Genomic DNA, 24567 nt, shown 5'->3' on the forward strand with positions numbered 1-24567 from the left:
CCGGGGGCCCGGTGTGGTCCGGGCCCCCGGCTGGTTCCCGTCGGATTCCCCGCCGGCTCAGGAGGCCGCGTAGAGCGCGGCGACCTGTTCGGTGCTGAGGGTGTAGGGGTAGGTGCGGGCGTCGGCGACGTTGCCGGCGGTCTTGTTGTCGAGGCTGCCGTCGGGGTAGCGGTTGGCTCCGATGGTGAGGTGGCCGGTGGACGCCCAGGTGGACGGGACCGCGGTGGAGCCCGTGTAGGTGCCGTCGACGTACAGCGTCATGATCTTGCTCGTCGCATCGTAGGTGCCGACGAGGTGGGTCCACTTCCCGGGGACGGCGGGGGAGTTGGCCGCGGCGGTGTAGTAGGCGGTGGCGGCGCTGTCGGCGGAGGTGCCGACGAACGCCCAGGTCCCGGCCGACTTGCTGTACTGCAGGTAGAAGGGGCTGCGGGTCTGGTCGGTCTGGGACATGACGGTGGAGAAGTCGTCGGTGTTGTTGATCTTCGCCCAGGCGCTCACGGTGTAGCTTCCGGTGGTGCCGGGGCTGGCGACGTTCGGGCTGAGCGCCCCCGCGCCGGTGCGGCCGTCGGCGCTGGCGAGCCCCGCGGAACCGACCAGCCTGGTGCCTGACGGGGCGTCGGTGCTCCAGGTGACGGTGCCGATCGGGTTGGCCGCACTGCCCGTGCTGCCGGCCGCGTCGGTGCCCTGGACGGTCGGGTCGAGCAACCACTGGCGGTCCCGGGGGCTGAGCGAGGTGACCGGGGTCCTGTTGGTCCGGTCGGTCGTCACCCCCACCCAGGTGGTGATGCGGCCGGTGGAGCCGACGAAGCCCCAGAGGTCGGGGATGTCGTCGCCGTTGAGGTCGCCGACCGCCCCGACCTGCGGGAACGCGGCCACGGTGAGGCCGGACGCGAGGCGGCCGGCGGGGCTGGCGGTCAGGCCGGTGACGGTGGTGTAGGGGGTTCCGTCCGTGGTGGCGGAACCGAAGGCCAGGGCGTACTGGTAGACGTCGCCCGCGGTCACCGTGCCCGAGGTGGCGCGGGCGCGCACCCAGAGCGCCGGCTTGCCGTCGGCGAGGGCGTTGCCGGGGACCATCAGGTCGTAGTTGCCCCAGCTGCCGTCGCTGGTGAGCTTCGTGGGAGGACCGAACGGGGTGGGCTGTCCTGCGGTGTTGGTGTGCGTCCTGCCGAGACTCGGGTAGTACCAGAGGTTGTTCTTCTCGACGGCCAGGACGCCCGAGCCCTGGGTGATCTGGTCGGTCGGCTTGAGCGTTGCGCTGCTCGATCCGATCGGGGTGATCTGGCTGACGGTGGCCCAGGACCCGACGCTGCCGTAGTCCGCGCAGCTCGGGTTGACGCCCGGTGAGCAGTCGGGCCTGCCGAGGGACTTGGTCGAGAGGTCGAAAGTTCCGTTCCGGTCCGGGTTGTTCGGGTAGTAGAAGAGTTCGATTCCGCCCCCGGTGCCGTCCGTACCGGGGTCCCGGTGGACGAACAGGCTGTCGACGTTGTCGCCGGCGTCGATCGTGCCGCGGTGGCTGGTGCGCAGGTCCTTCCAGGAGCTGCCGGCCGGTGCCTGGCCGACGGTGGCCGCGGCCGGTGCCGCCGCGAAGTCGACCCCCTGGCCGTAGTCGAGGAGCCGGCCGTCGTCGCCGGCGGCGAGGATGTCGGGGTAGCCGTCGCCGGAGACGTCGCCGTAGGCCAGCGGGGTCGGGGACCACGGGACGGAGAAGGTGTACGGGGTGAGCGGGGTCTTGTTGCCGGCGTTGTCCTCGACCTGGACGTAGACGGTGTTGGTGCCCCAGTGGGTCGGGGTCACCGGCAGCTGGGTGACGGGCAGTTGTGCGGGCAGGGTGGCGAAGTACGCGTGCTGGACGTACGGGTCGCACATGCAGGGGTTGAAGCTCCAGTGCACGGCGGCGACGCCGGAGTGTTGCAGGCCGGCCGGGAGGGCGTCGGCCGCGGTGAACGGGATCGTGCCGCTCTGGCCGACGTGCAGGGTGGTCGTCTGGCCGTTGCCGGCGGGCGGGAACTGGGTGGACAGGTCGGTGACGGCCGGGCCGTCCGCGGTGCCGGGGAGGGAGAGGGTCGGGGGCGTCAGGTCGACGCGGAAGTGGCAGGTCGGGGTCGGGCTGCCGCGCAGCAGGCCGTCGTCGCCCTTGGCCGCCCAGCCGTAGCTGTGGCCGTCCTCGAGGAAGCCGGTGGGCAGCGGGTAGCTCGCCTGGTTGCCGGAGGTGACGAAGCCGCTCCAGCCCTCGGCGGACTTGCCGGTGCGCAGGTCCCAGATGTTGGCCCATTCGGTCAGCTGGCCCTGGTTGGGGGAGCGGACGGTCGATGTGAGGCTGAGGTCCTTGGAGGTGATCCAGCCGAAGGAGGACTCCGGGACCTCCGCGCAGGACTCGAGGTCGGGCGCGTTGGGCACGCCGGTGCGCGGGGTGATCGGGCTGGTGCGCGGGTTCTGCGGCACGTCCGGGTACTTGTCGTACAGGACGCCGAGGCTGGCGCCGGTGGTCAGCCGTTTGAAGGCGTTGACGTCGCTCTCGTTCGCGGTGGCGATCTGGAAGCTGATGCTGCCGCCCGCGTTGCTCCCGACGACGCCCGTCACGTCGTAGTTGAACGGGATGTTGCCCCCGCAGCCGGACGAGCCGGTGCCGCCGATCTGCCGGGCCCCCAGGTAGTCCCGCCTGGTCGGCTGGGTGTTCCAGGTGGTGCCGTTGGCCAGGTTGTCGGTGCGGTACGCGGTCACGTCGTACGTGGTCGCGCAGGACCAGTTCGCCGAGTACCGCTGCTCCAGGTTCAGCTGGGCGTAGTCGACCACCGCGCCGCCCAGCGCGGAGAGGTCGAAGCGGTAGTAGGTGTGGTAGGTCGACGCCGGGCTGCAGGAGCCGCCGGCCGGGTAGGAGCCGCACCGGCCGATGCCGGGGTAGTCCGAGTTGCTGCTCCCGGTGTGGTTGTCGTTGTTGAGGGTGGGGTAGGCGGTCTGGACCCAGTTCCAGAGGTTGTTGCCGACCGAGGTGGGCGTCCACGCCGGGTCGATGTACCAGGGGCCGGTGCCGTTGGCGAGCAGGTCCTGGTCGGGCGTCAGGGTGATCCCGGAGGAGTCCGTGGTGACCGGCATCCGGGCGACGCGCGCTCCCTGCCCCGGTCCGTCGGCCGAACTCCCGTCGAGGGGCGGGTCCGTGGCCTCCGAGCCGCCCGCGGTCGCGGTGACGGTGCGCGCGCGGGCGGCGGAAGTGCCCGTCGTGGTGGCCTTGCTGCTGTCCCACATCATCGGCGCCGGCGCGTGCCAGAGCGTCCTGCCGTCGGACGCGGTGGCGGTGAGGTTGTCGCCGGTGTCGGAGGAGACCGTCACGCCCGTGGTCCGGGTGTCGAAGCGGAGCGACTTGAGCGCCGGATTGGCCGCGGCCGCCGCCGACTTCAGGACGAGGACGGTGGTGAAGCCGCCGAACTTGGTGGCGGTCACCTTCAGCTCGGTGTCCTGGTCGACGGTGTAGGTCAGCGAGTCACCGCTGACCCGGGGTGCGGACAGCGGCAACGGCGAGGTGAGGGAGAGCTGTTCACCACCGGGAGCGGTCAGGGTGGCCAGCTGGTCGCCCCCGCCCTTCGACAGCCGCAGGCCGCTGGGGGAGACCCGGGGCGAGTAGCTGCCGTCCGAGTTCGCCACCAGGGTGGCGTCCAGGTCGGCCCAGTCGCCGTCCTTGCGCATCCGCTGCTGCTCCAGGTGCAGCGACTGGTACAGGTGCCCTTGCGGCGTCGCGGCGGTCTCGCTGAACTCGGTGGTCAGCCCGGGGACGGGCACCTGGGCGCCGGTGGACTTCGCCGAGGCCAGCGCCCGCTCGGTCTCGGACGACGCCTGGGCGGCATCGAGGTGCGTCCGGTCGGCCGCCGCGACCTGGTCGGCGGTCAACCCCTCGGTCGCGGCGTGGGCATGGGGAATCGAGGCAGGTAGTGCGCATGTCCAGAGGGCCACCAGAGCGGCGAGTGACACGCGGCCGCTGAGGGGGCGGCGAGGGCGCAGGGCCATGGGCGATCTCCAACGGAAGACTCCCGCCCGGTCGGGCAGAGGACTGGGGAATGATCGGTCATGCCTCTGACCGGACCAAGCGATGACCGGTCGGCTATGGCCCCTTTGTGAAGGCGTGGGCGATTGGTGCGGGGAGTGAGATGAATCACGTACACGACCTGCCCGATATCTCCCCTGTGGTTTCCGCCGACGCCGTAAAGTCCTCCCGCCCATCGATGGTGCACGACTCTGACGCACCGACACACCGGCCAACAGGCATGCAGGAGGGGACAGAACGGTGTCGCAACAAGCGAACCGAAGGGTTTCGGCCCGAAGAGGAACGCGGCGACGGGACGGCTCCCGGCTGCCGGTCATCGCTGTCAGCACGTTGGCGGTCATCGCCTCGCTGCTGGGCCCCGTGAGCCTCGCGGCTGCGGCCGACGACTCGAACAAGATCTGGGAGCCGCCGGACTCACCGATCACCCTGACCCCCTCGATTCCCGTCAGGGACGCGGGTGTTCATGCCGCTGTCGATGGCAAGCAGCGGCAGGGCGCCGCGAAGGTGGTGGAACGCAAGGAGGTCAAGGAGGCCTCTGCGACCATCGATCTGGCGAAGGCTCGCTCCGCCGACCGGGTGCAGGCGACCGGCCTCCCGGTGTGGCTGGCACCGGCCGATCCGATGGCGCCGCGCGTCGAAGCGGCTTCGGGGTCGGTCGACGTCACGCAACTGTCGTCCAAGGCCGCCGCCGCGGCCGGCGTCGACGGCCTGCTGGTGAAGCTGGAGCCCAAGAACGTCAAGGATGCCGGCAAGGTCCAGGTGGCCCTGGACGTCTCGGCGCTCGACGCCGCCAGCGCCGGAGCGTTCTCGCAGCGCGGCCGGCTCGTCCTCCTCCCCTCCTGCGCGCTGACCACCCCGGACGTCCAGGCGTGCCGCACCAAGACTCCGGTGGCCGCGCACGTGGACGCCGACCGCAAGCAGGTCGTCGCCGACGTCGACCTGTCCGCCCGGGCGACGCCCTCGTCGCAGTCGGCCTTCGCGGCGACCGGCGCGCAGTCGGGCGCGGGCCCGATGCTGCTGGCGCAGGACACGACCGCGTCCGGCGGCGGCGGCGACTACAAGGCGTCCGACCTGAACCCGTCGGCCGGGTGGAGCGCGGGCAGTTCCAGCGGTGGAATGACGTACTCGTACGCCGTGCAGAGCCCGTCCACGCTCGGCGGCCAGGTGCCGGCGGTCAGCTTCGGGTACGACTCCTCGTCCGTGGACGGCAAGACGTCGGCGACCAACTCGCAGGCGTCCTGGATCGGCGACGGCTGGGACTACACCCCGGGTTTCATCGAGCGCACCTACAAGCCGTGTGACAAGGCCGGGATCGCCGACTCGGGCGACCTGTGCTGGGCGGGCCAGAACGCGACCATGTCGCTCGGCGGGCACTCCGGTCAGCTGGTCCGCGACGACAACAGCGGCGTGTGGCGGCTGAAGGACGACGACGGAACGAAGATCGAGTTCCGGACCGGAGCGTCCAACGGCGCGGAGAACGGCGAGTACGTCAAGGTCACCGACACCTCCGGCAACGCCTACTACTTCGGCGCCAACCACCTGCCCGCCGCGGACGGCAGCGGCGTGACCGGCACCGGCCCGGCGACCAACTCGGTCTCCACCGTGCCCGTCTACTCGCCCGCCGCCGGGGACCCGTGCAACGCCAAGACCTGGTGCCAGATGGCCCAGCGCTGGGGCCTGGACTACATCGTCGACGCCCACGGCAACCTGGTCACCGTCACCTGGTCCCCCGAGACCAACTCCTACTCCCGCGGCGGCGGTCAGAACAAGGGCACCGGCACCCGCACCGCCTACGTGCGCGCCAACCTGCCCGCCCGGATCGCCTACGGGCAGCTCCTGGGCGAGCAGCTCGCGGCCGGCGGCACGCTGGAGCCCGCCGCGCGGATCGACTTCACGACCGCGGAGCGCTGCCTGGCGGACGAGTCCTTCGACTGCGACCCGGCCAAGCGGACCGTCGCCAACAAGCTGAAGTGGCCCGACGTCCCGGTCGACCAGGAGTGCAAGTCCGACGGGGCCTGCACCAATGTCAGCCCCACCTTCTTCACCACCCGCCGCCTGGTCGGGATCGACACCGCCGTCCGCAGCAACAACACCTGGAAGAACGTCGACTCCTACGTCCTGACCCAGAGCTTCCCGCCGACGGGCGACGCCGGCGGCGAAGTCCCGCTCTGGCTCGACCGCATCCAGCGCACCGGCAAGGCGTCCACCGCCGACTCGCCGTCCGTCCCGCTGCCGCCGGTCTCCTTCGGCTACCAGATGCTGCCCAACCGCGTCGACGGCGTCGCCTCCTCCGCCAACGGGGCGACCTTCCTCGACAACCACCGCCCCCGGATCTCGACGATCCAGACCGAGACCGGCGGCACCCTCCACGTCGACTACGAACTGCCCGGCTGCTCGCGGCTCCAGAACGTCATGCCGCGGGCCGAGGACGACAACGACATGGCGTGCTTCCCGGTGCGGTGGACCCCGCCGGGCTCGCTCGCCGGAGCCGACCCGATCCTCGACTGGTTCAACCACTACCGGGTCAAGTCGACCACCGTCGAGGACCTGGCCGGCACCTCCAGCAAGCTCACCGTCACCGCCTACACGTACGGCAAGGCGGCCTGGCACCGCGACGACAGCGAGTACACCGACCCCAAGTCCCGGACCTGGGGCGACTTCCGCGGCTTCGCCACCGTCACCGCCGTCACCGGCGCGGACGACACCCCCAAGACCAAGACCCGCACCACCTACCTGCAGGGCATGGACGGGGACAGGACCCGCACCGGCAGCCGCTCCGTCCGCGTGGCGGACGCCCTCGGCGAGACCGTCACCGACGACGACTGGCTGTCCGGCAACGTCCTCCAGAACGAGACCTTCGACAACGCCGGCGACACCGCCGCGGCAGCCGTCACCGTCAACCGGCTGACGCAGCCGTCCTCCACGGCCACGCACGCCAAGACCGGGAACACCACGCTCGACGTGCCGCTGGTCGCACGCTACCCGGGCACGGTCAGCACCTCCACCACCAAGGAGAAGAAGACCGACGGCTCGGACCAGGTCACCAGCACCACGACCACCATGGACCCGGCCGCCAACAACCGCGTCACCTCCGTGCTCGGCAGGGCCACCGGCCTGCCCGACACCTGCGTGCGCACCACGTACGCCACCGGACCCGACCCGCAGCGCACCGACCTGGTGGCCGAGACGCTGATGGTCAGCGGCACGGACGCCTGCACCGCCAAGCCGGCCGCCGGCAACACGGTGTCCGGGGCCCGCGCGTTCTACGACGGCAAGCCCTACCAGCAGGCGGGCGCCACCGCGGACCCGACGAGCAGCCAGGTCCTCGGGTCCTTCGACGGGACGGGCAACGCCGGCTACGTCGCGACCAGCACCAGCACCTTCGACGCCTACGGCCGGGTGGCCACCGTCACCGACCCCCTCAGCACCGACGCACAGCACCCCAAGGGCACCGCCACCACGACGACCACCTACACGGTGGCCGCGGCGGGCGAGCTGCCCACCAGCGTGACCTCCACCAGCCCGGCGCCGGGCAGCACCGGCACCTGGAAGACCGTCACCACGCTGGACCCGCGCCGCAACCTGCCGCTGAGCGTCACGGACCTCAACGGCAAGACCACCAACGAGGCCTACGACGCGCTCGGCCGACTGACCGCGGTCTGGCAGCCGGGACGCGCGACGACCGTCCCGGCCAACCTCACCTACGCGTACACGCTCGACCCCGATCGCAAGGTCCCGGCCTACGTCACCAGCAGCAGCCTGACCAGTGACACCACCCCGCCGACCTACCACCGCTCCATCGAGATCATGGACGGGCTCGGCCGCACCCGGCAGACCCAGGAGAACGCGGTCGGCACGGGCACCTACACCGGCCGGCTGATCTCCGACACCCTCTACGACTCGCACGGGCGCGCCTACAAGACCAACGCGCCCTGGTACAACTCCTCGGCGCCGTCCGGCACCCTGGTCGTCCCGGACACCACCCCCGACGCGGCCGACGCCGCCATCCCGTCGCAGACCGTGCTGGCCTTCGACGGCCGGGGACGGACGGTCACCTCGACCTTCCGGTCGATGGGCGCCGACCAGTGGTCGACCACCACCGCCTACCCGGGCGCGGACCGCGTCGACACCACCCCGCCCAAGGGCTCCGCACCGACCACCACCGTCACCGACGCGCGCGGCCGGACCGGCGAACTGTGGCAGTACGGCACCGCCACCCCGACCGGACAGGCCGCCGACGCCACCATCACCCGCTACACCTACACCGTCGACGGCAAGCCGCTGACCCGCAAGGACGCGGCGGGCAACACCTGGTCCTACGAGTACGACCAGCGCGGACGGCAGACCAAGGCGACCGACCCCGACAGCGGAGTCTCCCTCCAGACCTGGGACGACGCCGGGCACCTCACCTCGGCCACCGACGCCCGCAACACCACCCTGTCCTACACGTACGACCTGATCGGCCGGAAGACCGGCAGTTTCCAGGGCGGCACCGGTGCCGCCAACCAACTGGCGGCCTGGACCTTCGACACGGTCACCAACGGCAAGGGCAAGCCCGCCTCCTCTACCCGCTACACCAGCGGTGCCGGCGGCCCGGCGTACACCACGGCCGTCACCGGGTACGACGACGCCTACCGTGCCACCGGCACCACGATCACCATCCCCGGCACCGAGGTCGGCCAAGCCGCCGGAACGACGTTCACCTACACCACCTCCAGCACCTACGACCGGGTCACCGGCAACGTCCAGACCACCAAGCTGCCGGCCGTCGGCGATCTCCCGAGCGAGGAGCTCGGCTACTCCTACGGCATCGACGGGATCCTCCAGGGCTACGGCGGCCTGGTGACGTACGACCGGCAGACCCAGGTCGACGCCTTCGGGCGCCCGACCAGCACGGTCGTCAACCCCTACGGCACCCAGGTCGTCGCCAGGACCGTCTACGACCAGGCGACCGGTCAGACCCTCAGCCAGAGCGTCGACCGGCAGACCCAGGCCGCCGCCCCGACCCAGCTCACCGCGTACACCTACAACCCGGCCGGCCGGGTCACCTCGATCACCGACACCCCCGACAACGCGCCGGCGCTGGCGGACCGCCAGTGCTTCAGCTACGACGCGCTCGGCCGCCTGACCACCGCCTGGACCGACAAGGGCGGCATCACCACCCCGGCGGCCGGCGAGCACAAGGCGCTCTCGCAGGGCGCCTGCACCAACACCACCCCCACCAGCGGGGCGGTCGCCCCGGCGACCAACACCGTCGGCGGCGGCAACCCGTACTGGCAGGACTACACCTACGACGTCACCGGCAACCGGACCAGCCGGACCGACCACGCGGTCGGCAGCTCGGCGCCCGTGGTGCTGAACCCGTCGCAGATCACCCAGATCGCCGCGGCCAGCGACGCCGGCCAGAGCTGGGGCGTCGCCCTGGCCGACGGCAAGGTCTGGACCTCCCGTCAGAACGCGGACGGCACCTGGGGGCTGTACACCGACCTGATGGCCCAGGCCGGCCCGCTCAGCTCCGTCACCTCCGTCTCGGCGGCCGTCAGCAACGGCCAACTGCAGGTCATGGCGGTCGCCGGCGGCAAGCTCTGGCACACCCTCCGCAAGGCGGACGGCACCTGGCAGGCGTGGGGCGACGTGTCCAGCGTCGTCGGCGCCCTGGCCTCGCCGAGCCAGCTCGCGCTGACCGCGACCTCCTCCGGCCTGGAGGTGCTCACCTTCTCCGGCGGCAAGCTCTGGCACACCCTGCGCAGGGCCGACGGCACCTGGCAGACGCAGGGCTGGGGCGACGTGTTCAGCGTCGTCGGCACCCTCTCCAACCCGACCCAGATGGCCGCCGCGGCCACCGGCTCGGGCCTGGAGATCGGCGTCTCGGCGGGCGGAAAGCTCTGGCACACCGTCCGCAGGGCCGACGGCACCTGGCAGACGCAGGGCTGGGGCGACGTCTACAGCGTCACCGGTGCCCTGACCGGGGCCCAGACCGGCGCCGGACAGCTCGCGCTGGCCAACACCACCGCCGGCCTCCAGGTCGTCAACCTGGCCTCCGGCAAACCCTGGCACGTGATCCGCAACTCCGCCGGCCAGTGGACCACCTGGGCCGACGTCACCTCCACCGCCGGAGCCGTCCCCGCCCTCACCACCATCGGAGCGGTGGGCTACGGCACCGACCTCAAGCTCCTGGGCGCGGGCTCCGGAAAGATCGACTACAGCAAGCGCAACGACAGCTCCTCCACCTGGTCCCCCTGGACGCAGCTGCTCCAGACCGCGACCGCCAACACCACCACCACGTCCACCTACCCGGCCGCCGGAACGGCCAACACCCCCACCGGCGGCGGCGCCGGCACCGGCGGCGCGCACGCCCTGCTCGGTGCCTCCTCCACCGGCCCCAGCGGCGTCAGCTCCGCGAACCTGAAGTACGACGCCGCCGGCAACACCACCGAGATCGCCGACACCTCAGGCAAGACCACCTACACCTGGAACTCCGAAGGCAGACTCGCCAAGACCTCCCAGGCAGCCGGCGACACCACCTACCTCTACGACGCCGACGGCAACCAGCTCATCCGCCGCAACCCCGGCGGCAAGATCACCATCAGCCTCGGCGCCGACGAGGCCACCTACGACCTCACCACCAAGACGCTCTCCGGCACCCGCTACTACCCGATGCCCAACGGCATCACCGCCGTCCGCACCGGCTCCGCTCCCACTCTCAGCTTCCAGATCTCCGACCACCACGGCACCGGAACGCTCGCCGTCGACTCCGCCACCCTCCAGGTGGCACGCCGACCCAGCGACCCGTTCGGCAACCCCCGCGGCACCCAGCCCACCACCTGGGCCGGCGACCACGGCTTCGTCGGCGGCACCAAGGACGACACCACCGGACTCACCAACCTCGGAGCCCGCGAGTACCAACCCCTCCTCGGGCGGTTCCTCAGCCCCGATCCGCTGCTCGGCCCCGCCGACCCCCAGCAGTGGAACGGCTACGCCTACAGCAACAACGACCCCGTCAGCAGCAGCGACCCGACCGGCCTGTTCCACGCCGCCCTGACCGACGGCGGTGGCAGCGGCGACGTCGTGACCGACGACAGCACCCCGGACACCTCCTCCTCGCCTGTTGCCGCACAGAGCGACAACAGCAACAAAACGAAGGTCAAGAAGAAGAGCTTCTGGGGCAAGGTCGCCGACTGGGGGTACCACCACGGCGGCGAAGTCCTGGGGGCCGCCCTGGAGACTGTCACCTACGCAGGCTGCTGGGTCGGCGCCACCGCCGGCGCCCCCGAGACCGGAGGCACCAGCCTCCTCGCGGCAGCAGCTGGCTGCGGAGCCGCCTCCGCCGCGATCGGTGCCTGGACCACCAACATCCTCACTCCGGGAGCGGACCACTCACTCGGCGGCGTCGCCACCGACATGGCCGTGGCCGCGTCCGTCGGAGCACTGTTCTCGGCCGGCTCGCACGCGGCGGGCGAACTGATAGCACCGCTGGTCCGCAAAGTCATCGGCGGAGCAGCCGACGAGGCGACGGCACTGGGCCGAGCCGGGGCCGAGCCGGAGCCGTCCGGAGGCTGCCCCAACAGCTTCCCCGCAGGCACGCCGGTCCTGCTCGCCGACGGCACCGCCAAGCCCATCGACCAACTCGCCCAGGGCGACCAGGTCACGGCGACCGACCCCGAGACCGACACCACGTCCGCGGAAACCGTCACCAACACCTTCACCACCCCGGACGACCAGGAATTCACCACCCTCACCCTGACCACCGGCGAGGGCCCCGCCCCTCTCCACACGCTCACCTCGACTCAGCACCACCCCTTCTGGGACGTCACCACCGGCCAGTGGACGGACGCCGCCGAGCTCAAGGCCAGCGACAAGGTACGCACGGACACCGGAAGCACCGTGACGGTCCTGAAGGTGACCAACTACCTCACGGCCCCGACGACCGCCTACAACCTCACCGTCGCCGACCTCCACACGTACTATGTACTCGCGGGCACGACGCCGGTATTGGTGCATAACACCAGTCCTGTTGGGCCTGGATGTGCTACGGGTAAGGCTCCGCGTACGCCTGATGGCAAATTCTCGAAGCGAAATGGGGAACCGGGAACCGATGGTTCTCTCGATGAGAGAACAGTCTTGGATCAGCTTGAACTGGATGGCGCTCCAGTAATTCGAGGCCAGGTTTATGCAAGGGTTCCAGGATTCCCTCTGCGCAAGTATGACGGTGCTGTTCAGATCGATGGGCGCTGGCTTGGTGTGGAGACAAAGGGGGGAACTTCACCCTTGACTCCGCCGCAGAGGGTATTTGATAACTGGCTGAACACGCCGGGGAACTCAGTTACGACCAGCGGGGGCATCACCCTGGAGGGGACCTTCAACGCCTGGGTGCCAAGGTGATTGGCCGGGGGCGGCCTACCTAGGTAGGCTGCCCCCGGCAGCGCCGAGTGGTTGTCTCTACAGGGAGTGATCTCGTGAGCTTTGATCTTGGATTTTGGTGGGAGGCGCAGCCCGTCTCTTCCGCTGAAGCGGGGCAGAAGTACCTTGCCATGGTTGAAGGCGGGACTGGCATCGTGCACGAGCGCTCCGCCTTGGCGACGTTCTACAACGAGCTGACCAGCCAGTTTCCAGACTTGTCGGAGGAGAACATGGACACCTCTCCTTGGGCTTCGTCCTTGTATCGCACCGATGAATGCGTGATTGTCTCGATCTCCTACCCCCGAAAGCTGGAAATGTCCAGCTTCCTGTTCGGGCTCGCCAGTAGGTGCGGGATCACGTGTTATGACCCGCAGGAAAGCAGGGTGCATTTCCCCGAGGGCGGGAATGCGGCAAGCCTGGAACTGGCCGATGGATCAATCGTCGACAGTCCGAGTCGAGACGATGTGGCCCGAGCGCTGAATGGGCTTTCGCTGGAGGACTGGTATGTCATCGTCGAACTTGAGCCCGGGTGGTTTATTCAGGTGGGCTTCGGCGTCGCTGCTGGAGTTCCGGAAGGGTTCTATGCTTTGGAGGTTCGAGAAGGCGCCAAGGAAAAGCACTTCCGGGCCGTAGTGGGAGAGCTGGCGCGAGTCATTGACGCCTTCTACCGATTCATTGCGGGCGATTCCTCCTGGCAGGCAGGGCTCCAGTTCTCCCCAGTTTCCTATTGAGAATCAGCGCCGTCGGATGAGTCATTAGATCCAATTTGGTTCCGCATATGGCAATGGGCCCCTTCCGGAAGATGGAAGGGGCCCATTGGCCGTTTGACGGCAGTAGTTGACGGCAACGTCAGCGGACGGATGCTGCACAAAGCGGTGGCTCGTCGCCGCCGTGAGGGTCGGTGCCGGCCTCGGAGGGCTTGCCGAGAGTGTGGCCGAGGAGGTCGATGGCGTCGCGCTGGAGGCGGAGTCGGACGTGTGCGTAGACGGTGGCGGTGACGCCGATGTGGGCGTGACCCAACAGCTCCTTGATGACGACGAGTTCGACGCCCTGTTCCAGGAGGAGGGTCGCGGTCGAGTGCCTCAGGTCGTGGAAGCGGATCTGGCGGAGGTGTGCTCGGCGGAGGAGTGCGTTGAAGTGTCGGGTGAGTGTGGCGGGTTCGATGGGGTGGCCGTCGGGCCGGGTGAAGACGTGGCCGCTGTCCACCCAGCCCGCGCCGGCCTTCTCCTTCTCTTGGGCCTGCTGCTTGCGGTGAGCGCGGAGCGAGGTGAGGCAGGGGGTCGGGAGGGCGATGCGGCGTTCGGAGCTGACTGTCTTGGTGGGGAGGGTGGTGAGGCCGCCGGTGCGGGTGCGCTGGAGGGTGCGGCGGATGCTGGCGGTGCCGCTGCCGCGGTCGAGATCTTCCCAGCGCAGGCCGAGGAGTTCGCCCTTGCGGAGCCCGGTGCGGAGGGCGAGTTCGAACAGTGCGTGGAGGCGGTGGCCCTGGGCGGTGGTGAGGAAGGTGCGGGCCTCGTCGGCGGTGAGGGGCTCGAAGCGGCGGGGGCGGGGTGTGCCGTTGCGGGCGACGTTGCGCGGGATCTCTTCCTCCCGGACTGCGTGCTCCAGGGCGGACTTGAGCACCGAGTGGATGTAGGCGAGGGTCAGCGGGGAGAGCCGCTTGCCGCAGCACTTGCCGATCGCGCAGCAGCGGGGCTGTGTGCGGGCAGCGTCGAGGCCGCGTGCGCAGCACTGGCAGGTGGTGCGGAGCTGGTTGAGCCATGTGCGCACATCCTTGGCGGTGAGCTTGGCGAGCTTCTTCTTGCCGAGGCCGGGGATGAGGTAGCGGTTCGTGCAGGCGGTGTAGCGGGTGTGGGTGGTCTCGCGGAGCTGGTGGACGGCGACGTTCTCCAGCCAGTACGTCAGATAGGCGGCCAGGCTGCCCTGGACAGAGACGACCGGGAGGCCGCGGTTAGTGGCGGCGATCTTCTCGGTGAGTTTGGCGAGGGCTTCCTTGCGGGTGATGCCGTAGACGCGGACGCGCTTGCGGGTGTCGCCGGGGGCGAGGACGTAGCCGGCTGCTTCCCAGCGGCCGTCCTTGCGCTGGTAGACGGTGCCGTTGGCGCGGACGCGGCGGGAGGCGGGGGTGTCGCGGGGTGTGGTCATCAGGCGGCGTCCAGTTGAAGGCGGGTGCGGATGAAGTCGTTGAGGGCGTGGGTGGGGATGCGGCGGGCGCGGCCGAGGGCGATGGAGGCGAGCTGCCGAGTGCGGAGCAGGTCGTAGACGGCGGAGCGGCCGAGCTGGAGGCGGGCCATGACCTGGGGGACCGTCAGCAGGTCCTCACCCGGCCCCGTGAGTGGGGGCATCAGCAGCTGCCCTCTGCGGTGAACTGCCGTGCCAGCACTCTGCGGTGCCAGACAGCGGGGGCGAGGAGTTCCCCGCCGGGGCTGTAGCCCGAGCCGTGGTAGGCCCAGTGGCCGATGACGAGGGTCGTACTCGGGTCGAGGTCGGGCAGGCCGGCGTGTGCGCGGGCCTGTTCGGTGCGCCAGGCGCGGCGGTCGTCGCGCAGTTGGCCGAGGGTGACGGAGTAGCAGCGGGACTTGGTGGAGAAGTGCCCCCGGAAGCCGAGCATGTGCGCCCACTTCCAGAGCTTGAGGTCGGCGAACTCCGGGCGTTTGCCGAGCTCCCAGCAGGTGCGGATCATCTGCCTCACGTGGCGTTCGACGGCGAGGCGGCGCAGCGGCCGGGCCTGTCCGGTGCCCGCGCAGGCGGAGCACTGGAGCGGGGTTCCGCGGCCGGTCAGGGTCATGCCGCGTCCCTGGCAGGGGCGGCACAACAGGGAGCGGTCGAGAGCGCCGGAGGCGTCGGCGGACTTGGTGGCGTATTTGGCCACGTAGGCGGCGACCGCGTGATCGGTCAGTTCGGCGTCGGTGTCAGGCGTCGATGGGGCCCTGGCCAGTTCGAAGGCGGGCGAGTCCGTCGTGCGGGTCGAGCGATGCTCTGAACCTGTGGGGTGGTGCCGGGAGGGACACGGAAGGCGTACCTTCACGGATGATCCACAAGGTCTCCGAGTGGGCCCGTGTTGCAGCGCGGGTCAGGAAGGCACGCCCGTGCTCAGCGTAGGCACCGACGACGGCCCGACCCGGTCCGGCTCCCTGATCGACGAGATCGTTCGCGGGGGAGGCTGGCGGATGCCCGCCGCGGCGCTGGAAGCGGAAGTCAACCAGTACACAGCCGAATTGGCAGCCGAGACCGACGAGGACGGACGGCGCCTGGTGGTGCGCAACGGCCGCCACCGGCCCCGCACCGTGGTCACCGCGGGTGGTTCGGCCCAGGTCACCGCTGCCCGAGTCAACGACCGCCGCGTCGACGAGACCACCGGCGAGCGCAAACGATTCTCCCCGAAGATCTCCGAGGCCCTGCCGTTGCTCTCCTTGCACGGCTTGTCGTTCGGGGACTTCGTCCCGGCACCGGGACAGTTCCTCGGCGGCACGGCCGGCCTGTCGCCCGCGACCGTCACCGGGCTGACGAAGCAGTGGAGCGACGACCGCGCCGCCTTCCAGGACCGGGACCTGTCCGACCGCGGCATCGAGAACGGCGTCCTGGCCGAGTGCGCCGAGGCGGCGGCATGACCGAGCACGCCAACCCGGACAAGCACGCGGTCGAGGTGGAACTGCAGATCGACCAGGTCACCGTTGTGACCGCGACCGAGGCCACCGCCACCGTGCGCTGCACACTCGGGCCCGTCCGTCGGGGAGCCCGCTTCGACCGCATCCGCGACGCGGTGGAAGCCATCGACCTGGAACTGACGCAGATCCTCACCTACCACCGCTCCGTCGAGGAGCTCGACCCCGTCCACACCGCGCTCGTGACCCTCCGAGGCCGAGGCGTCCGACACCTCACGTCAGCCACCCCGGGCCCCCGCCGGCAGATCATTCAGGGAACGAACCCGCCACCATCATGAGCAACCCGTCCACGGGTATCGACCATTGCTCGGGCGGGTCTTCGCCGAGGGCGCCCGGGAGACCGTCACCGGCACCGTCCAGGACGCTGCGCGCCCCTCCGGACCTCTCAACGTTCCTTGTCGACGCGGTGGGCACCGGTGATTGGGCTTCGACCGTGCCGAGTCGACGTCGGGCGGAAGGTTCCGCTGATGGCCATCTGTCGATCACCGAAGCAGCAGAACAGGAGCTGGAGTCGGATCTCGCCGTACCGGCCGCGACACGGCACCCGAGCCGCTCTTCTTCCTGAGCAGTGTCGTCGGCGGCATGCAGGTGTGGCGGTTGCCGACCGCAGAACGTTGGCTCGCGTTGACCATCGGTCAGGCTGATCCGGAGTTCCCGTTCCAACTGCGCGCTCAGTCCTGGCGGGTGGACCAGAGTGGTGGTGGCGTTCGGCGTGGTCGTGCCCGGAGGCTGTGGCCGGAGGAACAAGTCCACCTCTCTCACTTCCGATCTGACACGGCCAGTAGGATGAAGTCCGCGTCGAGGCTGGTGGTTTGGGGGAGCTGGGGCCGGGCGCTGAGCAGCCGACACGGTGGGGGGCCGATGAAGCCGGTGAAGAGTAGCGACCCTGCTCGGATGATTCTGGTGGGCGCAGGGCTGGTGTTCCTGGTGCTCTCGGCCGCTGGCCTGACCGGGCCGTCGGTCGGATCGCGGGTGTTCTTCGTGGTCCTGACGGTCCTCTCCGCGGTGTGGTGCTTCCGTGCGGCCCGGATGGGGCTGGTCATCGACCAGGACGGCGTTGTCGAGCGGTCGATCGGGCGCTCCCTCCGTACCCCCTGGCAGGAGGTCGAGACGGTTGCCGTCCGCGCCGGACGGAGAGCGGACGCGGCCGACTACTGGCTGGTCGAGTTGCGGCTGCGCGACGGCCGGGTCCTGCCGGTCGGGGGAACGGGGAGCCGTACCAGGAGCGGCGTCGAGGAGGTCGGGCACCGGATCGTCGCCATGCGGGCGGCATGCCTCGGCGACGGGGACGCTGCCGGGCTGCTGGAGCTGGACGGTGGCGCGGGCCGGACGGGCAGTCAGTCGTGGGGGATGCGGTCGTCGGTCCGGACGGTGTCCCGGTGGCGGTCCGGTTGACCGGTCCCGGCGGGGTGAAGCTGGACGGGGGCGCTGCGGCCCTACCGGACGGCCCGCTGATCGCGCTGGGGGCCGCCGTGGTGATCGGCGTCGGGAGACTGGTGTCGGTCATCGTGCGAAAGATCCGCAGGAAACCGGGCTACGCGGTGAACATCGAGGTCGGCGGACCGGAACCCCGCAGCGTCACCCTGCCGTTCGACTCGCGGGCGCGGGCCGCCGAGCGCGTCCGCGAGCTGGTCGCCGCCGTCGGCGAGCGCGGTGCGGACGCCGTGCCCCGCGCCTCCGGGCGGTAAGGGGCAGCCGTAGGGGACGCCCTACAGCTGCTGGGTGGTCGATGCGTGCCGGTCGTGACGGGTCTTCGTCGAGGGGGCCCGGGAGGCCGTCACCGACACCGTCCGGAGCGTCAGTTGGCGTACCGGGCCGTTCGGTACCGGTGCCGCCGACCTGTGGGTCGGGATCGACCGGGAGGGCACGGGCCTGAACCTCCGGCTCCGGGCGCCACCCGGCGGGGCTCTGACGTGCTGTCATCGGCTCCGGTGGCTGTCGGTGGCGGCTGCGAGGATGGTCGGCATGGCTGGAACGATCACCTATCTGCGGGGCGACGCCACCGCGCCGCAGGGCGAAGGACCGCGGATCATCGCGCACGTCTGCAACGACCTCGGGGGGTGGGGCAAGGGATTCGTGCTGGCGCTCTCCCGGCGTTGGCCCGAACCGGAGGCCGCGTTCCGCCGTTGGCACCGGGAGCGGGCCGGTAACGACTTCGGGCTGGGGGCGGTGCAGTTGGTGCGGGTCACGCCTGGTCTGTGGGTGGCCAACATGGTGGGTCAGCGCGGCATCCGGACCGGCCGTTCCACCGGTGTCCCGGTCCGTTACGAGGCGATCGACACCGCCCTGGCCGCCCTGGCCGCCGAGGCCGTCCGGCTCGGGGCCTCCGTGCACATGCCGCGGATCGGCTGCGGCCTGGCCGGCGGCAGGTGGGAGCGGATCGAACCCCTGGTCACCGACCGCCTCACCGCCCGGGGCATACCGGTGACGGTCTACGACCACTGACCGGCCGGCCCGCCGCCGCGGGCAGGCCCTCTTCCGCACCGGCCCGATCGGCGGGACGCTGGGAGCGCACCGGGGGAGCGAGGGAGGGGACGCGCATGGACCTGCGGCAACGGGTGGTGCGGCGCAACCCGTTCGTCACCTGGACGCTCAACGGGCTGGCCGCGGCGGCCGTCCTGCTGTTCGTGCACACCATGGTCCGGCAGAACCTGTCCGCGCAGGGGCTGCGCTCCTGGCCGTGGTCCTGGCAGCTGCTCGACACGCAGAGCGCGACCGCCGCGCTGCTGGCTGCGATCGGGGCGATCGTCGCGCGCGCCCAGTTCGCCCGCACCGTCCGTCCGCTGCTGGGAAACACCGGCTGGCCGACGGGCGGCCACGCCCCCGACGGGGCACTCGCCTGGGCCAGTCACCTGCGCAACGGCGGGAGCGGCGCGGTGGTGGTGGTCTCCCTCGACTACCGCCTCGACTTCTTCCCCGACCCGGTGGCCGAGGCGGGGGCGCGGGCCCCTGACGGGCCTGACGGGCCGGGCCCGAGTACGGGGTGGACCGGGCGGGACGGGGTCGTCGCGGCCGTCGCCCGGTACGGGCTGCGCTCCGGAGCCGACTACCGTTTCGCGTCCATCCGTCCGAACAGCTTCATCGGCGGCGAGAGCAGCTTCCTGCTCGGCTGGTTCGCCGAACCCGCCCTCGCGGTGGTCCGGGACCTGTACGTCCGGGTCACCGTCCGGGACCGGATCGGTGACCTGCACCAGCGGGTCATCTCCTGCCTGGTCGACGTCGACCGCCCGCTCGCCCACGTCGTTCCCGACCCGCGGTAGCGCCCCGGCGGCCGGGGGGAGCCGGTGCGGCGGCCTACGATGCTGCGCATGACGGAAGACGCCGGTGACCTGGACGGGCTGGTCCGCAAGCGGATTCGCGCGCTGCGGGTCGCGCAGGGCTGGTCGCTGGAGGAACTGGCGGGCCGGGCCAACCTCAGCCAGTCCTCGCTGAGCCGGATCGAGAACGGGCAGCGCCGACTCGCGCTCGACCAACTCGTGACCCTGGCGCGGGCGTTGGACACCACGCTGGACCAGTTGGTGGAGACCGCCGCCGAGGACGTGGTGATCAGTCCGACGGTCGACGGGCCGCACGGCACCATGCGCTGGCCGGTCAAGGGCGACCCGGGGATCAGCGTGGTGCGCCAGCGGATGACCGAGCCGCCGCCCGACAACCCGGCCCGGATGCGCGCCCACCCCGGCCGGGAGTGGCTGGTCGTGCTCTCGGGCACCGCGATCCTGATGCTCGGCCACCGCCGCATCCGGCTCGCCACCCACCAGGCCGCCGAGTTCCCCACGATGATGCCGCACGCCATCGGCGCCGAGGGCGGGCCGTGCGAGATCCTCGGCATCTTCGACCGCGACGCCCGCCGCGGCCACCAGCCCGACCCCGGCCCGCACCGCTGCTGACCTGCTGACCTGCTGACGGCTTGCGCCTGCGGCAAGCGGGGACGGCACTGTCTTGCGCATTCCGGGAGGATGCGTGCCCCACGCGCATGACGGCCGTACGGTGGCACCATGAGCCACCCGCAGCCCCACGTCCCCGCCCACGGGCACGCCCACACCCCCGCCCACGGGCACGCCCCCGCTCACGAGCACGCCCACGCCCACCACCAGCACCCGGTCGAGGACGACGCCGGGCAGGCCGAGGTCCTCGACCTGGACGCCGAGGTGCTGGCCGAGCACCTCGCCGCGATCACCGACTGGCTGCCGCTGGACGCCGACCCGCGGCACGTCGTCGACCTCGGGGCCGGCACCGGCGCCGGCACCTTCGCGCTGCTGAGCCGCTTCCCCGAGGCCCGGGTCACCGCCGTCGACGCCTCGCCCGGCCACCTGCTGCGCCTGCGCGAGAAGGCGCACGCGCTGGGCCTGGCGGACCGGATCGCCACCGTGCAGGCCGACCTGGACGAGGCCGACTGGCCCGAACTCGGCCGGCCCGACCTGGTCTGGGCGTCCGCCTCGATGCACCACCTGGCCGACCCCGGCCGGGCCCTGCGCCGCGTCCGCGAACTCCTCGCCCCGGACGGCGTGTTCGCCCTGGTCGAGCTGGCCGGCTTCCCGCGCTTCCTACCGCCGGACGCGCCCGCCGAGCGCCCCGGCCTGGAGGAGCGCTGCCAGCGCGCGACCGACCACTTCCACGCCGAGCACGTCCCGCACCGGGGCGCCGACTGGGGGCCGCTGCTGACCGCCGCCGGGTTCACCGTCACCGGCGAGCGCACCGTCACCGTCCACATCGACGCCACCGAGCACCCGTCCGTCGGCCGCTACGCCCTGGCCACCCTGCGCCGTATCCGCTCCGCCGCCGCCGAGGCGCTCGACCCCGCCGACCTGGCCGCCCTCGACCGGCTGACCGACGCCGACGGCCCGGACAGCGTCGCGCTGCGCGAGGACCTCGCGGTGCGCACCGAACGCCAGGTCTGGGCCGCCCGCCCCTGACGCCCACCTCGCCGAGGCCGACCGCCGGGCACCGGGCGCCCCGCGAGTCCGGTGCTTCAGACCCGGCGCCGCTCGTATAGGGCGCGGCCGATCCGGCGGCCCAGCAGCAGGTGGGCCAGCAGGGCGCCGAGCGTGTTCAGCAGGACGTCGTCCACGTCGAACGCCCGGCCCTCCACCAGCAGGCCCTGCGCCGTCTCGACCGTGACCATCACCAGCGCGGTCAGCGCGGTCGCCGCCAGCACGCTGCGCAGTCGGGGGAAGAGCACCGGCAGCAGCACTCCGAACGGCGCGCCCAGCAGGATGTTCCCGCCCACCTGCTGGGCGGCGGCCCGGACGGCGGGCTGGTCCAGGTAGCCGCGCAGCGAGGCGCCGAGGTGGAAGTTGGGGTGCACCAGGTTCCGGGCGCCGGGTTCCGGCACCAGCGTCACCCGGGCCAGCGCGACCGCGAACACCACGGTCAGCACCAGCCCCGCCAGCAGGATCAGCCACCGGGCCAGGACGGAGAACGGTCCGCGCCGCTCCATGAAAGCCGGCCGGGTCCGCTCGGCCCGCCGGACGCCCGCGTCCCCGGGGGCGGCCGGGACGTCCCCGGACGCCGCCGGGGCGCTCCCGGGCTTCCGGGTCCGCCAGCGCTTCCAGTCCCACGACGAGGACCGGCCGCCCACCGGTTCCACGTCCACGGCCGGTGCCTCCTGCTGCCCGGCACCCGCCGAAGTGGCCCGCACTCTGCCCACTGTCGAGGCCCTCCCCATTCCCGCGTTCCGCTCCCTGTTCCCCGTGCCCCCGCCGAATACCCCGTGGCAGCGCTCCCATGCCGCGCCGACCGGCGCGGACCGGCGCGGGCCGGTGGCCTCCGGCCGGGCGGTGCGGCAGACTCGTCCGCATGGTTTCCCTGGTGCAGAACGTGGCGATCGACTGTGCGGACGCCTACCGGCTGGCCCGGTTCTGGGGCGCGGTGACGGGCCGCCCGGTCGACCCGGACTGCCGGCCGGGCGACCGCGAGACGCAGGTGACCCTGGCCGACGGGCTGGTGCTCTACTTCCACCAGGTGCCCGAGGCCAAGACGGTCAAGAACCGGGTCCACCTCTGCCTGCGTCCCGAGACCACCCGCGACGCGGAGGCGGAACGCCTGCTGGCCCTCGGCGCCGCCCTGGTCGCCGACCGCCGCGACGCCGACGGCACCGGCTGGGTGGTGCTGGCCGACCCGGAGGGCAACGAGTTCTGCGTCCTGCGCGGCACCGCCGAACGGGCCCCCGCCCACTGACCCGACGCAAGGCGCAGGGCGCAACGCGTAAGGCAGACGGCGGCGGCCGCCCCCTCCCGCACGGAGGGGGCGGCCGCCTTTCCGGTGGGGGCCGGGTCCGGGGGGCTTACGGGTAGGCCACCAGGTTCGCCACGTTGGTGGACGAGTTGGACGGTCCGCCGGTGGAGTTGATGACGTGGGCGATGGTGCCGGTGCCGCCGAGCGAGACGGTCACCATGTCGTGGAAGCGGACGGTGGAGCGGTTCGGGACCTCGAAGGAGTGCTCCTCGACCACGGACGGGTTGACGTTGAAGTAGGCGTAGGAGCCCAGGCCCCAGGCCTCGTGGTTGGTCACCGAGTCGGCGACCTTGTAGGCCGGGTAACCGCGGGTGGAGCCGTTCGTCCAGGCGGCCTGGTTCGGCGGGTCGTACGGCAGCTCGTTCTGGAAGAAGTACGTCCGGCCGTTGTTGCCGTTCCAGATCACCTGGGTCTGCTGGTAGTGCTCGACGAACAGCCCGTACATGGTGACGTTGTTGCCGTTGACGACCAGCCCGTTGGCGGCCGTGTTGCTGGTCCAGCCGACGCCGCTGCCGTGGTCCGCGCGCCACAGCCACATGTGGTCGCCGATCACGTTGTTGGAGTTGACCACCAGCGACTGGGTGGCCTTGCCGACGCCCGCGCCGCCGATCCGGAAGAAGACGTCGTGCAGCGAGGTCGGGTCGGCCGAGTGGTCGGCGGCGGAGCCGGCCGCGCCGAGCTGCATCAGCACCGGCGAGTTGACCGTCCCGGCGTCGATCAGCAGGCCGGCCAGCTTCACGCCGTTCACGTCGGCGACGTTGACGGCGGTGATGCCGTTGTCCGGGACGAGGGTGGCCAGGCCCAGGCCGAGCACCACGGTGTCGGCGCGGTTGATGTTCAGGGTCTGGTTCAGGTGGTAGACGCCCGGCGTGAACAGCAGGTTCTTGCCCTGCGCCAGCGCCGAGTTGATGTCGGCCGCGCTCGCGCCCGGCTTGACGATGAAGAACTGGTCGATCGGCAGCGAGCTGCCCTGCTGCGCGCCGCCCGCCCAGCTGGTGCCGGAGGTGTTGGAGCGCAGCGCCGGGACGAACACCTTGTACGCGCCCGCGGAGTCCACGTACAGGAAGGGCTTCTCGCGCACCACCGGGGTCTGGTTGACCGTGGTGTAGGGCGGGTTGGGGAAGGAGTTGGCGGGCGCGTTGACGTCGCCGACGAACACCATGTTCCAGTTGGAGCCGGTCCAGCTGCCCCACTGCGCGTTGCGCGACAGCCACTGCTGCTGGGAGCCGGAGCGGACCTGGCCGTCGATCTTCGAGTCGGCGATGAAGCCGCCCGAGGACCAGCCGCCGTCGTCCAGTTGCAGGTTGCCGCGCACGTGCATCCGGCGGTAGGGCGCGGCCTGGGAGACCGCCCAGCGGTCGGTGCCGCCGGTCGGGTTGACCGAGAGGTTCTCGGCGGAGCGCCAGAAGTTCTGCGTCGCGTTGCCCTGGAACCAGTCCGCCTCGGCGTGCACCGCGCCGTTGATGGTGACGTCGTCGGGGGACAGGCCCAGGCCCGCGACCTGGGTGTAGAAGCCGACGTTGGCGTCCACGTTGTAGCTGCCCGGCTTGAACAGCAGGGCCTGGCGCTGGCTGCCGAACTGGTTGCTCTCCTGCTGGGAGAAGACCGCGTTCAGCTTGGCCTGGATGGTCGCGGCGGGCGTCGACGGGTCGAAGACGGCCACGTTTGGCCCGAAGTCGGGCGTGCCGGGCGGGTTCGTGACGGTGCTCCCGAAGGTGAAGGACTGCGCGGCGGAGCCGTTGCAGGTGTACTGCTGCAACTGCACCGCGTCGGCGGTGGAGGCGCTCGGCACGTCCAGGCACTTGCCGCTGTTGCGGTTGACGAAGTGGTAGGCGCCGCTCGCCTCGGCGACCGCCTGCCACTGCTGGTTCAGGCCGCCGCTGTACGTCCACAGCTGGATCTTGGCGGCGTCCGCGGTGGAGACGTCGGTGACGTCCAGCGCCTTCGAGGTGTCGTTCTGGTTGTTGATCCGGACGTAGCCGTTGCCGAGGTCCTGGACCTGCCACTGCTGGGCGGTGGTCCCGTTGCAGGCGTACTGCTGGACGGCGGTGCCGTTGGCGGTGGCCGCCGCGGCGGCGTCCACGCACTTGCCGGAGTTCTGCGCCACCAGGGTGGTCGCCCCGGTCGGGACGGCGGCCAGCGCGGCGGGGGCGGGGGCCAGCAGCACCGCGGAGGAGGCGAGCAGGCCGGCGGTCGCGGCGAGCGGGAGGATTCTGTTGCTGCGCAAGGGGGTTG

15 protein-coding genes and 2 pseudogenes are annotated in these 24567 nt (G+C 71.2%); 11 read left to right on the plus strand and 6 right to left on the minus strand.

The features are described 5' to 3' along the window. Positions 1-57 precede the first annotated feature (57 nt). Positions 58-3882, minus strand: coding sequence for a LamG-like jellyroll fold domain-containing protein (locus QMQ26_RS34115; RefSeq protein WP_282203999.1), 3825 nt, complete (start codon positions 3880-3882; stop codon positions 58-60). A gap of 661 nt (positions 3883-4543) precedes the next feature. Between QMQ26_RS34115 and QMQ26_RS34120 the strand changes: the two genes are divergently transcribed. Further along, complete coding sequence (locus QMQ26_RS34120) at positions 4544-12418, plus strand: polymorphic toxin-type HINT domain-containing protein (protein ID WP_282204000.1); 7875 nt, start codon at positions 4544-4546, stop codon at positions 12416-12418. 74 nt (positions 12419-12492) lie between these two features. Continuing rightward, positions 12493-13167: a hypothetical protein gene (locus QMQ26_RS34125; RefSeq protein WP_282204001.1), complete on the plus strand. Its 675-nt coding sequence runs from the start codon at positions 12493-12495 to the stop codon at positions 13165-13167. A 118-nt stretch (positions 13168-13285) separates the two neighbouring features. Here the strand turns inward: QMQ26_RS34125 and QMQ26_RS34130 are convergent, their stop codons facing one another. The 3 genes and pseudogenes from QMQ26_RS34130 to QMQ26_RS34140 form a co-directional block, all read right to left on the minus strand. Further along, positions 13286-14578 (minus strand): tyrosine-type recombinase/integrase, encoded by a 1293-nt coding sequence (locus QMQ26_RS34130; RefSeq protein WP_282204002.1) that lies wholly within the window; start codon positions 14576-14578, stop codon positions 13286-13288. Continuing rightward, positions 14578-14778 (minus strand): helix-turn-helix domain-containing protein, encoded by a 201-nt coding sequence (locus QMQ26_RS34135; protein ID WP_282204003.1) that lies wholly within the window; start codon positions 14776-14778, stop codon positions 14578-14580. The genes QMQ26_RS34130 and QMQ26_RS34135 overlap by 1 nt, the downstream gene beginning before the upstream one ends. Then, positions 14778-15341: pseudogene (locus tag QMQ26_RS34140) on the minus strand (replication initiator); the annotation flags it as partial. The gene QMQ26_RS34135 and the pseudogene QMQ26_RS34140, both read right to left, overlap by 1 nt. Before the next feature lie 181 nt (positions 15342-15522). On the opposite strand from QMQ26_RS34140, the pseudogene QMQ26_RS34145 reads away from it, so the two are divergent. The 8 genes and pseudogenes from QMQ26_RS34145 to QMQ26_RS34180 all read left to right on the plus strand — a co-directional run. After that, a pseudogene (locus QMQ26_RS34145) lies at positions 15523-15990 on the plus strand (IS256 family transposase); the annotation flags it as partial. Positions 15991-16040: 50 nt separating this feature from the next. After that, a complete protein-coding gene (locus QMQ26_RS34150; RefSeq protein ID WP_282204004.1) occupies positions 16041-16376 on the plus strand; it encodes a hypothetical protein in 336 nt (111 codons plus the stop codon). A 616-nt stretch (positions 16377-16992) separates the two neighbouring features. Beyond that, positions 16993-17493, plus strand: a complete 501-nt coding sequence (locus QMQ26_RS34155; protein ID WP_282204005.1) for a hypothetical protein — start codon at positions 16993-16995, stop codon at positions 17491-17493. Continuing rightward, the gene (locus QMQ26_RS34160; protein ID WP_282204006.1) at positions 17478-17786 is read left to right on the plus strand and encodes a hypothetical protein; all 309 of its coding nucleotides are present in this window, start codon (positions 17478-17480) and stop codon (positions 17784-17786) included. The genes QMQ26_RS34155 and QMQ26_RS34160 overlap by 16 nt, the downstream gene beginning before the upstream one ends. Before the next feature lie 277 nt (positions 17787-18063). Continuing rightward, positions 18064-18543 carry a macro domain-containing protein gene (locus QMQ26_RS34165; RefSeq protein WP_282204007.1) on the plus strand — a complete coding sequence of 160 codons (480 nt, stop codon included), beginning with the start codon at positions 18064-18066 and terminating at the stop codon, positions 18541-18543. A gap of 95 nt (positions 18544-18638) precedes the next feature. Then, complete coding sequence (locus QMQ26_RS34170; RefSeq protein ID WP_282204008.1) at positions 18639-19358, plus strand: hypothetical protein; 720 nt, start codon at positions 18639-18641, stop codon at positions 19356-19358. 48 nt (positions 19359-19406) lie between these two features. Next, entirely contained in the window at positions 19407-19985 is a 579-nt protein-coding gene (locus QMQ26_RS34175; RefSeq protein WP_282204009.1) for a helix-turn-helix domain-containing protein, read from the plus strand. A gap of 108 nt (positions 19986-20093) precedes the next feature. After that, a complete protein-coding gene (locus QMQ26_RS34180; RefSeq protein ID WP_282204010.1) occupies positions 20094-21011 on the plus strand; it encodes a class I SAM-dependent methyltransferase in 918 nt (305 codons plus the stop codon). Positions 21012-21067: 56 nt separating this feature from the next. Here QMQ26_RS34180 and QMQ26_RS34185 read toward each other — a convergent pair whose 3' ends face one another. Next, positions 21068-21691 (minus strand): VanZ family protein, encoded by a 624-nt coding sequence (locus QMQ26_RS34185; RefSeq protein WP_282204011.1) that lies wholly within the window; start codon positions 21689-21691, stop codon positions 21068-21070. Between the two features lie 203 nt (positions 21692-21894). Here QMQ26_RS34185 and QMQ26_RS34190 point away from each other — a divergent pair, with 203 nt between their 5' ends. Next, entirely contained in the window at positions 21895-22275 is a 381-nt protein-coding gene (locus tag QMQ26_RS34190; RefSeq protein ID WP_282204012.1) for a VOC family protein, read from the plus strand. Between the two features lie 106 nt (positions 22276-22381). Here QMQ26_RS34190 and QMQ26_RS34195 read toward each other — a convergent pair whose 3' ends face one another. Further along, complete coding sequence (locus QMQ26_RS34195) at positions 22382-24559, minus strand: RICIN domain-containing protein (RefSeq protein ID WP_282204013.1); 2178 nt, start codon at positions 24557-24559, stop codon at positions 22382-22384. Positions 24560-24567: the final 8 nt, after the last annotated feature.

The sequence above is a fragment of the Kitasatospora fiedleri genome (assembly GCF_948472415.1).
Classification (GTDB): domain Bacteria; phylum Actinomycetota; class Actinomycetes; order Streptomycetales; family Streptomycetaceae; genus Kitasatospora; species Kitasatospora fiedleri.

Coding starts and splice junctions, on each gene's coding strand:
- QMQ26_RS34130 (WP_282204002.1), bottom strand. CDS start 14,578: ATGACCACACCCCGCGACACCCCCGCCTCCCGCCGCGTCCGCGCCAAC.
- QMQ26_RS34135 (WP_282204003.1), bottom strand. CDS start 14,778: ATGCCCCCACTCACGGGGCCGGGTGAGGACCTGCTGACGGTCCCCCAG.
- QMQ26_RS34150 (WP_282204004.1), top strand. CDS start 16,041: ATGACCGAGCACGCCAACCCGGACAAGCACGCGGTCGAGGTGGAACTG.
- QMQ26_RS34155 (WP_282204005.1), top strand. CDS start 16,993: ATGATTCTGGTGGGCGCAGGGCTGGTGTTCCTGGTGCTCTCGGCCGCT.
- QMQ26_RS34165 (WP_282204007.1), top strand. CDS start 18,064: ATGGCTGGAACGATCACCTATCTGCGGGGCGACGCCACCGCGCCGCAG.
- QMQ26_RS34170 (WP_282204008.1), top strand. CDS start 18,639: ATGGACCTGCGGCAACGGGTGGTGCGGCGCAACCCGTTCGTCACCTGG.
- QMQ26_RS34175 (WP_282204009.1), top strand. CDS start 19,407: ATGACGGAAGACGCCGGTGACCTGGACGGGCTGGTCCGCAAGCGGATT.
- QMQ26_RS34180 (WP_282204010.1), top strand. CDS start 20,094: ATGAGCCACCCGCAGCCCCACGTCCCCGCCCACGGGCACGCCCACACC.
- QMQ26_RS34190 (WP_282204012.1), top strand. CDS start 21,895: ATGGTTTCCCTGGTGCAGAACGTGGCGATCGACTGTGCGGACGCCTAC.